The organism is Flavobacterium sp. HJ-32-4, assembly GCF_022532105.1.
In the GTDB taxonomy this organism is placed as follows: Bacteria; Bacteroidota; Bacteroidia; order Flavobacteriales; family Flavobacteriaceae; genus Flavobacterium.
Window position 1 is genome coordinate 3,145,607 of the sequence record NZ_CP092832.1, and the last position, 16,454, is coordinate 3,162,060.

Here is a 16,454-nt window from a genome sequence, read left to right on the forward strand (position 1 = left end):
AACCTAATGTGCAAAAAACGATTCTCATGAAAGGAACACTATGCGAAACATCGCACGTAGCCAAACCGGTCAGCCTGACACGGTTTCTTCTCTGTGTGACGGTCTTCTTATTCGCCGGACTAGTACCTGCTACGGCCCAATTATGGACCAGCGGTACTGGATCGGCCTGGCTCACCGGAAGTAATTGGACGGGAGGAAATGTGCCTACCGCCTCCGGTATCGCGCAATTTGGTACCAACCCTACCGGCACCGCGGGCGTAGGTATCAATTTCAACAGTACGACGAATGCGGGTACCCAAACGACGGGTAACCGTATCCAGGAAGTCGGCGCCGTTGAGATTACCAGTGCCCGAGCGGCCACTTTTCTGATCGGAAACAGCTCGGGTTCAGCCGGCGCTGTTGGAGCCTTCCGCCCTATGGGTGTCACCGTCAACGGAATCGATAACACTATTTTGCGAAATGCCAGTGGCCAGACCTTTACCATCCAAAACACACAGGGAAGTGGTAACCAGACCATGTCGTTGGCGTTAGGTAATGCAACTAATAACGTAATCAACGTAGACGGCACTGGAAATATCGTCATATCAAGTAGTATAACAGGTGTTGGTAGAAGGATAACCCTAAACCTCACAAGTAGCGGCGATCTTCGCCTCTCGGGTACGAATAGTTTTGATGGCGGCATTACGGTAAACGGTACCTCTACAGGTCGCCTTAGAATCGACAATACGACCGCGCTTCCTTCGACCGGTACGGTCCGGATCAATACCGGTGGTCTGCTCCGTTTCAACGTAGCGGGCACATACGGAAACGCTTCACAGGCATTGGAATTCAACCCGAACCAAACGACCAATCCGTCGCTTGACATCAATGGTACAGGAACCACCACCTGGGCAGGCACCGTCAACCTTTTAGCAGCTACCCGGATTGAAGCGAATGGTGCTACCAACACGTTGGCATTCTCTGGAAATATGACCGGATCGGGCGACCTTATCAAACAGGCTGCCGGAACCCTTCGTTTATCCGGTACGGGCAACACACTGACCGGCGGGACGCAGATCGGAAACGGAACCCTTACGGTGTCGAGCGGCTCCTCTATGGGAAGCGGCGCTTTGGTAATGGCGCAGACAGGTGCCAACTCTACCACGCTTAATCTCAATAATACCGCGCAAACCGTCAGCAGCCTCTCGAGTTCGTTTACCGCTACCACCGGAACCGTGACGCAGACCATAAACCTTGCTACGGGTCATATATTAACGGTGAACCAATCGGGCAACACCACCTTCGGAAACGGGGCGGTATCCACCCTGACCTCGACTATAGTGGGAGAGGGAAGCCTGGTTAAATCTGGAAATGGAACCCTCACATTCACAGGAAGAAATACGTATTCCGGTAGCACTACTATTACCGCAGGCAAACTGGTATTAGGTTCGGACGAGGCTATTTCCCCCTTGTCTGCCGTCATCCTGAACGGCGGAACACTTAGCACCGGAACCTTCCAGAACCTCGGCACCTTAAACCTTAATGCCAACTCATCGATTGAATTGACAGGTGCATCGATGTACGGTGTTCCTTTTCAGGCGAGCAACGGCATCACCTGGAATGGCGGTACGTTGACCATTTACGGTTGGACCGGAACGGCTGGCGGACCGGGCACTTCAGGTCGCCTGTTTGTGGGCTCGGACGCAACGGGTCTTACACCAGCCCAATTGGCAAAAATCTCGTTTGATGGCTATACAGGCGGTGCCACGATACTGGCAGACGGTGAAGTCGTTCCCCAAAACGTATCGCCTATCATCAGCCTGAGCGGATCCCTTAGTGCACTTAGCACTACATACGGTTCTGCTTCGGCCTTTACTTCCTATACCGTTTCTGCCGTTAATCTTACGCAGGGCGTATTGATCACACCACCGGCTGGTATTGAGATCGCTACGTCTTCCGACTTTTCATCTGTCGGAACAAGTGTGGCGCCGCTCACTATAGGCAGCACCGGAACCCTTAGTTCGACGACGATCTACGTCCGCCTGTCTGCTTCGGCCGTTCCCGGAACGTATACGGGCACCATACAACACAGCACTAGCGGCGCATCCGACCAAACGATCGCGTTGGCGGGCGGAACCACCGTCAGCACCAAGAGTCTTAGTGTCCTGAATGCGGCGGCGCAAGACAAAACCTACGACGGGAACACCAACGCCGTAATCACGGGTACCCTTTCCGGTATTGTGGGAACAGATGATGTCTCACTCGTCGGCACTGGAACCTTTGCCACGGCTGCGGTCGGTACGGGTATTGCCGTCACATCGACCTCCACACTTGCGGGTACGCAGGCTTCCTACTATACCTTACAACAACCGACGGGCCTCACCGCTTCGATTTTGGCAGGTACGCTCACCCCGCAGACCATTTCGTTCGCGGCGCTGAACAACCGCACCTACGGAGATAGTAACTTCAACCTCACAGCAACAGCCACTTCCGGCTTAACCGTGTCGTTCAGCAGTTCGAACCCCGCTGTTGCCACGGTTTCCGGAACCACTGTTACGATCGTAGGCGCCGGTACCACCACCATCACAGCCTCGCAGGCGGGCGACAGCCAATACGATTCGGCACCGTCTGTAAACCGTGACCTCGTGATTGACCCTAAAACCCTTACCATAACAGGTGCCGTGGCGGCTGGAAAGGTATATGATGGCACTACGGGCACTACCTTTACGGGTACGCTACAAGGTATTGTCAACAGCGATCCGGTTTCATTTGACGGTACGGCCGCTTTCCAAACAGCGAATGTCGACAATGGAAAAACCGTAATCGCTTCGGCATCCTTGACCGGAAGCGCCAGTGTAACGGCCAATTATGTTTTACAGCAACCTACAGGGCTTACCGCTGATATCTCTGCCCGTCCGTTGACATTGTCAGCAGCGGTTGCGAGCTCCAAAATCTATGATGGAACGAATGTGGCGACCATCTCCGGTACGCTTACAAACATAGTCTCTGGGGATGACGTCAGCTACGACGGTATAGGCCTATTCGATTCGGCCAACGTAGGAACCGCGATTCCAGTCACGGCTACGATCAGTCTTACCGGATCGGCAGCAGGTAATTATACCTTTACGCAGCCTACCGGACTTTCCGCTGATATCACCATTCGCACGCTTACAATTGGTGGTCTTACAGCCGACACTAAAACCTATGACCAGACCACGAATGCCACATTAAGCGGAACAGCCGTTTTGAACACCGTGGTATCAGGTGAAGACGTATCCCTGGTGGGTACGCCCGTTGCCACCTTTGACACCCCTGACGCCGGCACCGCAAAAACCGTAACGGTGACCGGATATTCGTTATCAGGAACCGCGATCGGAAACTACTCGCTTACCCCACTGACCCTCACAGCAAACATCGACAAAGCCAATCAAACCATCACGTTTGCCGCGTTGCCTTCAAAAGAAACAGTAGACGCACCCTTCACGATCACTGCCTCTTCTGACGCCGGCTTACCCGTGAGCTTTGCCAGTTCTCTTGCAACGGTAGCGACCGTTTCAGGTACTACCGTCACTATCACCGGCTCTGGAACTACCAACATCACGGCTTCGCAGGCCGGTAATGCCAACTACAACGCCGCGTCGAACGTGGTGCAACCGCTCGTAGTGAACGCTCCGCTGTTGACACAGGCCAACTTTACGGGTGTAACGGTGCCGCGCTTCATGGGGTCAGGAACGTCTACCCGTCTTCCTGTGATGTTCCGGGCAACGGTCAGCGGACTCGCACCGAATACCCAATATCGTTATTTCATCAACGGCGCCACTTCGGCAGATCTCGGAACCACCAACCCGGGCGCCGGGAACCCGTTGTTGCTCAACGCGGCGGGTACTACGTTTACCTACAGTACAAGCGCAAGCATCAGCAGTCCGGGTAACTATGAAACGCTTACCACCGATGCCACCGGAAGCTACACCGGATGGTTCGGATTCGTCAATACAGGAAACACCCGTTTCACCGCAGGCAATACGATCTTCCCGACGATTGTGATCGGGAACGCCACCGGAACCCTTACGTACTACCGTCGGGCACTCGACCTTGGTATGACCGTATTGTCATTTGGCACAACGGGTACCGCTACCAATGGTACGTTCATCAAGAGTACCGCCAGTGCGACGGCTAAGAACTTCGTCCAATTATATGATACTACATCGGGAACGGGTCGTCCGCTAGCCTCTACCGTGGTAGAGAGCACAGGTGTGACCGTTGCAAGCCTTGTAGCGGGTTATGCTACTGCGGCCGGAAGCTGGAATGCGATCATCCCGAACAGCAATGCCAATGGCGTCAAGCGGATTGAACAACGCGACAACCTCAACACCCTTGTAGGATGTGCGTTCGACACCGATGGCGTTTGGACAGCTGTCAATACCGTAAACCCAACAGGTGGTACGACCGCCCTGGTCATCAGTGCAGCAGATGCGCCGCTCAACGTGTGCCCGAGCGCACCGGTCATCAACAGTGCCTTAACTGCCACTGGCGAAGTCGGAAATACGTTCTCGTATACCATCACGGCGCAAAACAATCCAACTTCCTTTAGTACCTCTACCCTGCCAAACGGACTTTCACTTGACACGGTAAGCGGTATCATAAGCGGCACGCCGGTGAACGCCGGTACCTTTAACGTGTCGATCACTGCTACCAATGGATTGGGAAGTGATACAAAGACGCTAACGATTACGATCGACAAAGGTGCGCAGGTGATTACGTTCAACACACTTCCTTCCAAACAGGTGGGCGATCCTGACTTCGTGCTTACCGCGACGTCGGCTACTTCGTCCATCAACCCTATTACCTATACAAGTTCCGATCTTTCGGTAGCGACCATCAGTGGTAACACCGTAACCATTGTCGGGGCCGGTAGCACGATCATTACCGCTTCGCAGGACGAATCGGCTGATTACTATGCTACCTCTGTCGACCGGACGCTGAACGTCTCGGCGGCCACCAACCTGAACCAAACCATCACCTTTGGTGCGTTGCCTTCCAAAACCTATGGCGATGCCACTTTCACGCTGACAGCCTCCGCTTCCTCCGGACTTCCGGTGACTTACAGCAGTTCAAACCTCGCCGTGGCTTCGATTTCCGGCGATGTCGTTACGATTGTTGGGGCCGGAAATGCTACCATTACCGCTTCGCAATCAGGTGGATCCGGATACAACCCGGCCCCTGATGTGGCACAAAACCTCTCGGTGGCTACGAAAGAGCTTACCGTAACCGGTGCCGTCGTCGCAACCAAACCGTATGATGGTACGACAGCAGCAACCATCAGCGGAGCCACGTTGTCGGGTGTAATCAACACTGACGATGTATCCCTTACCAACGCGACATCCGGTGTATTCGCCTCTTCGAATGCGGCATCCGGCATCGCGGTCACAACCAGCTTCGGCCTGCAAGGAACGCGCAGTGGCAACTACTTCGTCACACAACCTGCCTTGACGGGTACCATTACAAAAGCCAACCAAACGATTGCATTTGGTGCACTTCCTTCAAAAACGACCGCAAGCGCTCCGTTCGCACTTACGGCTACGGCAACCTCGAACCTTCCTGTTACGTATGCGAGTTCGAACCCGTCGGTTGCTACCGTTTCGGGCAGTACCGTCACTATTGTAGGGATCGGCACCTCGACCATCACCGCTTCACAGGTCGGTGACGGAAACTACGAGGCCGCATCCGACGTTCCACAACTCCTGACCGTAACGGCTTCCACCTTCACCAATGGCAACATCGCCGTATTGGTGACGAACCCGTCATCGGTTTCGACCAACACCACTGCTTCCATCGTCGAGTTGAGTCCGACTGCGGCAGGTGCCGTTACGACTACCGCTATTCCAGGTACAGGTGCAAACGCCCTTCGTTTCTCAGGCAGCGCCACCTCAACCGGTTATCTGACAACCAGCAACGACGGTACCCGTTTGTACTTTACCGGCGCGAACAGCACTGATACGGCAGCCAACGTCAATGCCTTGAACCCGAGAGGTGTCGGTTCACTCGATTACACGGCCACGTTTACCATCGGTACGACCTATACCGGCACGACCGGCCAACAGGCGCGCAGCGCGACCAGCGTGAACAATACGAACTTCTTCATTGGTGACCAGGGTGGTTTCTATACCAATAGTGCCACGACGCCGAGTCCGACCGGAAACTTCCGTGGCGTAAAAGCGTTTGGCGGCACCGTATATGCGCAAAGCAGCACCATCGCCGTGGGCACGATAGCGGCGCCTACCGGAAGCAGCCTCACCGTTCTTCCGGGCTTGGGTGCTTCGGTGACCAGCCTACAGGATTTCTACCTTATCTCATCGGGTACGAACGGCACGACCTTCGACATTCTTTATCTTATTTACGCGACGTCCAATACGGCCGGTACCATTGCGAAATACTCGCTGGTAGGTGGCAACTGGACGGCAAACGGTACCTATACCACTAATTTTGGAGGTTTCTCAATCGCAGCCCAACCACAGGCGGGAGGCGCGTACCTCTTCGTTTCAACGGGTCAGGGAGCGCTTGCTGCCAACAACGTCGTACGTTTGACCGATACAGCGGGCCACAATGCGACGCTTAGCATCACCACCGCCAATAATTTGGTGCTGTATACGGCTCCGGCCGGATCAATTGCGAAAGGTATAGCGATGGCACCGAAACTCATCGCGCCTGACGTAACGAATACCGTGCTGACGGCATCGGCTACGGTCGGAACGGTCTTTACAGATTATACCATCACCGCCGTCAATGCACCTGTTAGCTATGGTGCTACAGGATTGCCAGCGGGATTAACCGTCGACACCAATTCGGGCGTCATCTCGGGTACGCCAACACAGGCGGGCACCTTTAACGTAACGATTTCTGCGACCAATGCTGCCGGAACCGGTACGAAAACATTGGTAGTGACCGTGGCAAAAGGCACGCAATCAATCACGTTCGATCCCTTGGCGGATAAGGATGTATCCGATCCGGACTTCACGTTGGTTGCGACTTCCGCGACCGCCGCTATCAATCCGATTACGTTCACCAGCTCAAACACCGCCGTCGCTACGGTTTCGGGTACGACAGTACATATCGTGGGAGTCGGAACCACTACAATTACCGCATCACAGGCCGGAAATGCAGACTATTTCGCGGCTCCGGATGTAGCGCGTCTTTTAAATGTAGCAGATACCTCACTAACCGATCAGACCATCCAGTTCGATCCGTTGGCGAACCGCACGTATGGGGACATTCCGTTTGTGCTCAATGCTACGGCCACTTCCGGATTACCGGTTAGCTATATCAGCTCGAACCCTGCCGTTGCTACGGTTTCGGGTGCCACTGTAACCATCGTCGGTGTGGGTACTACTACGATTACCGCGTCACAAACCGGCGGTTCGGGTTACAACCCAGCCAATCCAGTAGCCCAATCGCTTACGATCGATCCGAAACAGTTGACGGTCGTGAATGCTGTCGTTACCACGAAGACCTACGATGGCACGACTACTGCGACGATTACCAACGCACAACTTTCAGGCATTGTGGGATCCGACAACGTCAGCCTGACAGGTGGTGGTGCTTTTGTAGACGCCAATGCCGGCACCGATAAACCGGTTACGACTTCGTACTCCCTTACCGGACCGAACGCAGGTAACTACACCCTGGCCCAACCGACCCTCACCGGGACGATCAATAAAGCCCTGCAAACGATTGTGTTCGCTGCCTTTACAACGAAAACCGACCTCGAACCGGTATTTGACCTGACGGCTACGTCGGCCACATCCGCACTCAACCCGATTACGTATGCGTCATCAGACACGAGTGTGGCTACGGTTACCAATGTAGGCGGTATTTGGAAACTTCAGGTCGTGGGTACAGGCTCTGCTACTATCACCGCGTCACAGGCGGAAAGCACCAACTACAGCAGTGCCGCAACACCTCAGACGCTGACGGTGTTGAGCGGACTTTACCTGAACCAATTCACCGGCGTATCGGCCTGTCCGACCAACGGCAACGTGCCGGTCACGCCGGCCAATGCCAGTGGTGCGGCCCTCACCCGCAATACGATCACGTGTAACTCGACCGCGAACGTCTTCAACTCGACCACACTGAACGCTACCGCTGCGGTCGTGACGACTTCGTATATTGAGTTTTCGGTTTCGGCAACGAGCGGATACAAACTCAACCTGACCGGACTTTCGTTCTTCCGTCAGGCGAGTAACAGTGCGCCGAACCGTCTTGCCGTCCGTTACAGTACCGACAACTTTGCCACGTTCACCGACTGGAGTGCCGCTCCCCTATCCGCTCCGACCGGCACTGTGGCTACGTGGGACTTTAGTGATTTCGTGACAACAGCAGGCGGAACCGTTACCTTCCGCGTCTATCCATACGGTACACAACGCGCCGATCTAACGGGAACAGCCGCTTCTTCAACCGGTACGTTCCGACTTGACGATGTCACCCTTTACGGAACGGTAATTCCGGCCAGCGTAACCTGGGACGGCACCGCGTGGTCAAACGTCACCGGACCCACTGCCCAGATTGACGCTGTAATCGACGGACCGTTCGCAACGGCTACGAATGGTACGTTCACCGCTGCCAACCTTACTGTTACACCTTCCGGCTCGGTTAACGTCGCGTCCGGACAAACACTGACCGTTCAGGGTGCTGTGGTGAATAACAATACCACCGACAACAGTTTCGTATTGGAAAACAACGGCCTCTTGCTGCAGAATCCGGCTGCGACTACAAATGCGAATACCGGATCCGTTTCTGTACGCCGTACGGCTAACATCAAACGCCAGGACTACATCTATTGGTCGGCGCCGGTGGCAGGACAAAACCTGTTCGGATTCTCGAACCAGACGCTCTCGAACCGCTTCTACATCCTGAATGAAGACACCAATGGCTTCGAGGCGCTGTTCACCGCTGCACCGAACGGATTGGGTGAAAATACCGCGACCTACAACTTCCTGCCTACCAAAGGCTATATGGTGCGGGCACCGAATAACCATCCGTCTACCGTTGCACCTTGGACAGGTACCTTTAAAGGCGTACCAAACAACGGTACGTATACCTACCAAGCAACGAATGGTGTGGCGCCGACGGCATTGGGCAATAACCTGATTGGTAACCCGTATCCGTCGCCGATCAGCGCAGATGCCTTCCTTTCTGCCAACCCATCGATTGGCACACTGTATTTCTGGACACACATCACACAAACCGCGCCGGGTGCTTCGAACTATGCTTCCTATAACGGCACCGGTGCTGCTGCCGCTGCGGGTGGTGAAGTGCCGAACGGTACGATCCAGGTCGGACAAGGTTTCCTTGTAACCGTTCCGTCTTCCGTAACGGTAACCTTCACCAATGCGATGCGGGTGAACAACCATCAAAACCAGTTCTTCCGTTCGTCTGAAAACGTAACCGATGCCCCGGAACGCCACCGCATCTGGCTCGACCTGAAAAAAGACGGGGCCGTAATGAGCCAGTCGCTTGTCGGCTATGTTTCAAATGCCACCAATGCTATCGAGCCGTTGTATGATGGTGCTATGATACCGGAAAATGCACCACAACTTTATTCGGTTATCGACAACCAGGCGTATAGTATCCAGGGCCGTGCGCTTCCGTTCGCCGACAGTGACATAGTGCCAATGGGTATCAAGACGCCGACAGCGGGCAATTACACCATCACACTAAACAGTTTCGACGGCCTTTTCGGAAGCCAGGCGGTTTACCTTAAAGACAATGTAACCAATGTGTTGCACGATATCAAAGCCAGTGATTACACCTTCGCAACCGAAGCCGGAACGTTCAACGACCGTTTCCAGATTGTGTATAACACGACCACATTAGGTACCGACCAACCTGTACTGACTGATAACACCGTAACCGTTTACAAAAACGGAACATCGCTGGAAGTAAACTCCGGAACCGTTGACATGCAATCGGTGAAGATCTTCGATATCCGCGGTCGTTTGGTAGCAAGTAAGTACGAGATCAATGCGACCCGCACGACTTTTGCCCTGAATATCGAGCACCAGGTGCTTATTGTTCAGGTGGAAGGGAAAAACGGATCGACGGTCACGAAAAAAGTGGCCTATTAAAAACCTGTGTATAAAGAGAAAAGGCTGTCCGATTGGGCAGCCTTTTTTGTTTATCTGAAAGTAGGGTTTAAAACGGCACGTCACCATCGTCATCCGGACGGTTCATATTGCTGCCGAAGGCTTCGTTGGCCGACGGGAAGCGCTTGGTGGCAAACGGATGTTCGTCGCTGTTCATCTTGGAAGGGAGGTCATCGAAACCGCCGCCGTATTCGTCGAGGTTGTCGAATTTACCGAGGTTACCGATGAATTTGAGGCGGATGTTTTCCAAACTTCCGTTACGGTGCTTCGCGATGATAAACTCTGCCTGACCTTCCGTCGGTGAATGCTCATCGTCGTCCCATTCGTCGATTTTGTAGTATTCCGGACGGTAGATGAACGATACGATATCCGCATCCTGTTCGATCGCACCCGATTCCCGGAGGTCGGAAAGCAATGGTCGTTTGCTGGAACCACGCGTTTCGACGGCACGTGACAACTGCGACAGTGCAATCACGGGAACGTTCAGTTCCTTCGCCAGTGCCTTGAGGTTACGGGAGATGGTGGAGATTTCCTGTTCGCGGTTCCCCCCTCCTTTTCCGCTTCCGCCGGCGGTCATCAGCTGCAGGTAGTCGACAATGATCAGTTTGATGCCATATTGGGACGATAGACGACGTGCTTTGGCCCGAAGGTCGAAGATTGAAAGCGACGGCGTATCATCAATGAACAAAGGCGCTTTCTCAAGATCTTTCACTTTCACCGTAAGTTGCTCCCACTCGTGTTTTTCGAGTTTTCCGGTTCGGAGCTTCTCAGATGACAAACCGGTTTCGGAAGAGATGAGACGCGTGATGAGCTGTACGGATGACATCTCAAGCGAAAACACCGCGACAGGTTGCTGGAAATCAATGGCGATGTTTCGGGCCATCGACAATACGAAGGCCGTCTTACCCATACCCGGACGGGCGGCGATGATGATCAGGTCGCTTGGCTGCCATCCGGAGGTTACCTTATCGAGTTTCTCGAATCCGGTAGCGACGCCGGAAAGTCCTTCGCGGGAGGCAATTTCCTCAATGCGTTTCTTCGCCTGGATGACGAGGCTTTGGGCGGTTTCGGAGCTGCGTTTGATGTTCCCCTGCGTCACTTCGTATAAACGGGATTCCGCCTTGTCTAGCAGGTCAAATACGTCGGTGGTTTCATCGTAGGATTCCTCAATGATTTCGGAGGAAATACGGATCAGGCTTCGCTGGATGTATTTCTGGAGGATGATCCTCGAGTGGAATTCAATGTGGGCCGACGATGAAATTTTCTGCGTCAGCTGGATGAGATAGAAGTCGCCACCTGCCATCTCGAGTTTTCCGTTTTTCTTCAGTTGGGCCGATACCGTCAGGAGGTCAATCGGCTGGGTATCGGTGAAAAGCTGAACGATCGCTTCGAATATGAAGCGGTGGGCCTCTTTATAGAACGCGTCGGGCTGCAGGATATCGATGACTTCATCCACCCCTTTCTTATCGATCATCATCGCCCCAAGCACCGCTTCCTCGAGATCCACGGCCTGCGGTTGCAGCTTGCCTTTTTCGAGGTTGATGAGGGTCGATTTGTCGACGCGCAACGGACTTATATTCCTTAAATTTTCCATAGGACGAATGTAGCGAAATCAGCGCTCCGGATGTGGGGAAGTAATACACCCGGAACTGTTGAAAAGTTTATTTTATTGTTCATAACCAACAAAAAATCCGGAAGAACACACTTCCGGATTCTGTTACGTTATCGTTACCGCAACGTTTACTCTTTGTATTCTCCCATCCGGCTGTATTTGTCCATTCGCTGACGCACCAGTTCTTCTGTTGATAAGTCTTTGATCTGGGCGAAGGCCTTCAGGATGTGGTCCTGTACGATGGTATACGCCGCTTCCTTATCGTAATGGGCGCCTCCCAATGGTTCGGGTATCACGCCGTCGACCAATTTCTGTTTGGTCATATCGGCAGACGTCAGTTTCAATGCTTCGGCTGCCTGCTCTTTGAATTCCCAGCTTTTCCAAAGGATAGACGAACACGACTCTGGGGAAATTACCGAATACCAGGTATTTTCCATCATCAGCACGCGGTCACCTACTCCGATGCCCAAGGCACCTCCGGAGGCTCCTTCCCCGATGATCACACAGATAATCGGTGTTTTGAGGCGCGTCATCTCGAATATGTTTCGTGCAATGGCTTCTCCTTGTCCGCGTTCTTCCGCTTCCAGTCCGGGATAGGCTCCGGGTGTATCGATAAATGTCACGACCGGCAGGTTGAATTTCTCCGCCATTTTCATCAGGCGAAGTGCCTTGCGGTACCCTTCCGGATTGGCCATACCGAAATTGCGGTATTGACGTGTTTTCGTGTTATATCCCTTCTGTTGCCCGATCAGCATAAACGACTGATCGCCGATTTTCCCGAGTCCACCCACCATCGCCTTGTCGTCTTTGAACGCGCGGTCGCCGAAAAGCTCTAACCAGGAATCGCCACACATCGCCTTGATATAATCGAGGGTATACGGACGGTTTGGATGGCGCGACAACTGCACCCGTTGCCAGGCTGTCAGGTTTTTATAGATGGTCTTGCGGGTCTCCTGTAACCGTTTTTCGATTTGTTTACAGGTGTCGGTAACGTCTACATTCGACTCTTTTCCGATGACCTGGCATTTGTCGAGCTGGTCGACGAGTTCCTTGATGGGAAGCTCAAAATCGAGGTATTCCATTATTTTTTATTTTGGAAACACAAAGATAACAGTATTTGGGTTACGATTCAATGCCGTTTCCACCCGAATCGGAGGTCGCGGCGATCCGGTTGGCCCGCGTCTTCAAAATACCGTTCATCACGACGGTTGCGAGGATAACCGCGGCACCCAGGTAAAATTCCCACCGCATCTTTTCATCCCCTTTCAACCAGATGATGGCCAAAAGGATACCATATACGGGCTCCAGGTTGATCGTCAACATGACGGTATACGGCGTAAGGTGCCGCATCACCTGCACCGATGCGATGAAGGCATAGGCTGTGCACACCGAACTTAAGATGGCGAGGTACGTCCAGTCGGACAATGACAATTCGAAAAAGCCTGGCCCGAAACCATCGGTAACGGCGAGCCAGACCGTCAAAAGAAGTATCCCGCCTATTATTTCGTAGACGGATATGACGGCCGCATCGAACCGCGACGCAAAGGTGCCGTTGACAATGGCGAAGGTCGCCGAGAGAAAAGCCGAGGTCAGCGCGAGGAGTATTCCTTCCCAAAAACGCGACTCCACCTGAAAGATGATGCACAGTCCGCCAATGACCAACAGCCCGAAGAGGATTTCATACCACACGACCTTTCGCTTCATGAAAATCGGTTCGAGAAACGCGGTAAAGAAAGCGCCGGTAGACAAGCACGCCAGTGTAACAGACACGTTCGATACTTTGATCGCCTGGAAAAAGGTTAGCCAGTGGAGGGCAATCACGAAACCTGCTACCAAAAATGCGGCCACCGTTTGAAGCGGTACCCGCATCCGGATACGCATAAAGGCGACATAGAGCCACATGAACAATACGGCAAGCGACATCCGGAACCACACCAGCGACAACGCCGGCAATGATATCTTTTTCCCGAGGACGGCGGTGAAGCCCCACACGAAAACAATGAAATGAAGATGGAGGTAGCTTTTGACCTTATCGTTTGGCATTCCGTAGCAGGTAAAACGCTAAGATACCAAAAACGACGTTCGGTATCCACACGGCGACCAATGGAGGCATAGACGATTTCTCGGCCAGTACACCAAATACCTTATCAAAGAAAATGTAGGTGAAGGCCAGGAGGATGCCGATAGCGAGGTTCATGCCCATACCGCCCCGTCGTTTCATCGACGAAACGGCCACGGCAATGATGGTCAGGATGAAAGCCGAAATGGGGATACTGTACTTTTTATACAATACCACCAAATAGACATTAATGGCTGCGGAACCCCTTTCGCGTTCCCGGTTGATAAACTTGTAGAGATCGCTCAAGGCCAGTGTTTCGGCCACGTAGACCGTAGGTGTCAGGTCTTCCGCCTTGAAATTGAAAATCGTATCCTTTTTCTCCGCGGTTTCAATACGGTCGTTGAACGGACCAATAGTGCGTTTGCGGTAATTACTGAGGATGTATTTCTCACGGGTCTCGCTCCATTTGATCCGTTCGGCTGTGATTTTAACCTGGAGTTTCAGGTGGCCCGGGTCGCCGGTGAACTTCTCATAAGTAAAATTACTTCCCAGTTTGGACACCTGGTTGAACGAAGAGACATGAATGAACTCGTTGTCAGACAATTGTTGGTAAACGTCGGTTGTCTTTCGCATTTCGCTACGACCGCCTCCCCTGAGGTACATATACCGGAAATTATTAAACCCCTCGCTCGCTTTCGGGACGATAAAGAAGCCCATCAACAAGGCGATGACGCATACGATGCCGGCGCCCAGCAAATAGGGTCGCAGAAACCGCGTGAAGGAAATACCGGAACTGAGGATGGCAATGATTTCGGTATTATTCGCCAACTTCGACGTGAACCAAATAACGGAGAGAAACAGGAAGATGGGAAAGAGAAGGTTGGCAAAATATACCGTAAAATCGTAGTAGTATATCGCCACTTCCTTAAACGGCACCTTATTCTGGATCATCCGTCCGACCTTTTCGGATACGTCAATCACAATTCCGATGGGAATAAACATACCCAGCATCACCACGAAAGTGGCGAGATAGCGCTTGAGAAGGTATTTATCGATGATGCTCATATCGTGTGGCTGGCGTAGTCTTCCAGGTAGATGACCCCGGTATCCGGAATCCCTCCACCCCTGCTACAATCGTTTGTCCATTTGTTTGACCATTTTGTCTTTCCATCCCCGGAAGTCTCCTGCTAAGATATGCTTTCTGGCCTCCCGCACCAACCATAAATAAAATCCAAGGTTGTGGATGGTGGCAATCTGCTTACCCAGGTATTCGTCTGCTACGAACAAGTGACGCAGGTACGCCTTGGTATACTCGGTATCGACAAAGGTGTGCCCCATTTCGTCGACCGGTGAAAAATCGTCAGCCCATTTGCGGTTCTTGATGTTGATCGTCCCGTGCGCCGTAAACAACATGCCGTTGCGGGCATTTCGGGTGGGCATCACGCAGTCGAACATGTCAATGCCGAGGGCAATGTTCTCCAGGATATTGATCGGTGTACCGACGCCCATCAGGTAACGGGGTTTGTCTTCCGGAAGGATGCCGCACACGACTTCTGTCATGGCATACATCTCCTCTGCCGGCTCCCCTACCGAGAGGCCGCCGATGGCATTCCCCTGTTGTTGGGTATTGGCGATGTACTCAGCCGACTGTGCCCGCAGGTCTTTATAAGTACTTCCCTGTACGATGGGAAACAACACCTGTTCATACCCATATTTTACCGGGGTTTCCGCCAGTCGCGAGATACAGCGCTCCAACCAGCGGTGCGTCATGTGCATCGATCGTTGGGCGTATCGGTAGTCGCATGGGTAGGGTGTGCATTCGTCAAACGCCATGATGATGTCGGCTCCGATTGAACGCTGTATGTCCATGACATTCTCCGGAGTGAACACATGATAGGAACCGTCGATGTGGGATTTAAATTTCACCCCTTCTTCCTTGATTTTCCGATTCGAGGAAAGCGAATAGACCTGGTAGCCGCCGGAATCTGTCAGGATATTACGGTCCCAGTTCATGAACTTGTGGAGTCCACCCGCTGCCTCCAATATCGGCGTTTGCGGCCGGAGATACAGGTGATAGGTATTACCGAGGATAATGTCGGGGTTGATATCGTTCTTAAGTTCGCGTTGGTGCACGCCTTTCACCGAGGCCACGGTACCCACGGGCATGAAGATCGGCGTCTCAATGGTGCCGTGATCGGTGGTGATGCGGCCCGCGCGCGCTTTCGATAACGGATCAGTCTGTAGAAGTTCGAATTGCATTCGTTGGAAATAACGCGCAAAGATAGGGATTTGGTATGGAACGGGTGTAGTTGATAGTTGAGGGTTGAAAGTCATGGTTAAGAGTTGATAGTGTGAAATAACTAGTAGCCTCTCCGCTACCAACCATGAACCATGAACCATGAACCATGAACCATGAACCATGAACTCTGAACTTTCAACCCTCAACTATCAACTTTTTATTTTTTAACAAAAGACGCGGTTTTCCCGTACCTCTATGTCGTCGGGAAGGGGTATTTTGCGTTAGGGGAGGGGCGGATGCGTCCCTTAGCGAAAGCAGCTGAGTCGACCATACGGAAAAACCGTACCTTTTGTTAAATTTTAGGAAGCAGCTCGCCGGCCATAAGAAGGTCTTTTCGACGCTACAAGTCAACTTCTGCAACCTCTT

At 52.9% G+C, this 16,454-nt stretch carries 6 protein-coding genes; 1 reads left to right on the forward strand and 5 read right to left on the reverse strand.

The genetic code is table 11. From position 1 onward, the window contains the following. Window positions 1–26 precede the first annotated feature (26 nt). A complete protein-coding gene (locus tag MKO97_RS13515) occupies window positions 27–10,100 on the forward strand; it encodes a YDG domain-containing protein (protein WP_241103740.1) in 10,074 nt (3,357 codons plus the stop codon). A gap of 67 nt (window positions 10,101–10,167) precedes the next feature. Here MKO97_RS13515 and dnaB read toward each other — a convergent pair whose 3' ends face one another. The 5 genes from dnaB to tgt form a co-directional block, all read right to left on the reverse strand. Then, a complete protein-coding gene (gene dnaB / locus MKO97_RS13520) occupies window positions 10,168–11,712 on the reverse strand; it encodes a replicative DNA helicase (RefSeq protein ID WP_241103741.1) in 1,545 nt (514 codons plus the stop codon). Between the two features lie 146 nt (window positions 11,713–11,858). Beyond that, entirely contained in the window at window positions 11,859–12,812 is a 954-nt protein-coding gene (locus MKO97_RS13525; protein ID WP_241103742.1) for an acetyl-CoA carboxylase carboxyltransferase subunit alpha, read from the reverse strand. Between the two features lie 40 nt (window positions 12,813–12,852). Beyond that, window positions 12,853–13,773, reverse strand: a complete 921-nt coding sequence (locus MKO97_RS13530) for a DMT family transporter (RefSeq protein WP_241103743.1) — start codon at window positions 13,771–13,773, stop codon at window positions 12,853–12,855. Next, a complete protein-coding gene (locus tag MKO97_RS13535; RefSeq protein WP_241103744.1) occupies window positions 13,760–14,854 on the reverse strand; it encodes an LptF/LptG family permease in 1,095 nt (364 codons plus the stop codon). Before MKO97_RS13535 ends, MKO97_RS13530 begins: the two co-directional genes overlap by 14 nt. A 63-nt stretch (window positions 14,855–14,917) precedes the next feature. Beyond that, window positions 14,918–16,048 carry a tRNA guanosine(34) transglycosylase Tgt gene (gene tgt, locus MKO97_RS13540; RefSeq protein WP_241103745.1) on the reverse strand — a complete coding sequence of 377 codons (1,131 nt, stop codon included), beginning with the start codon at window positions 16,046–16,048 and terminating at the stop codon, window positions 14,918–14,920. Window positions 16,049–16,454 lie beyond the last annotated feature (406 nt).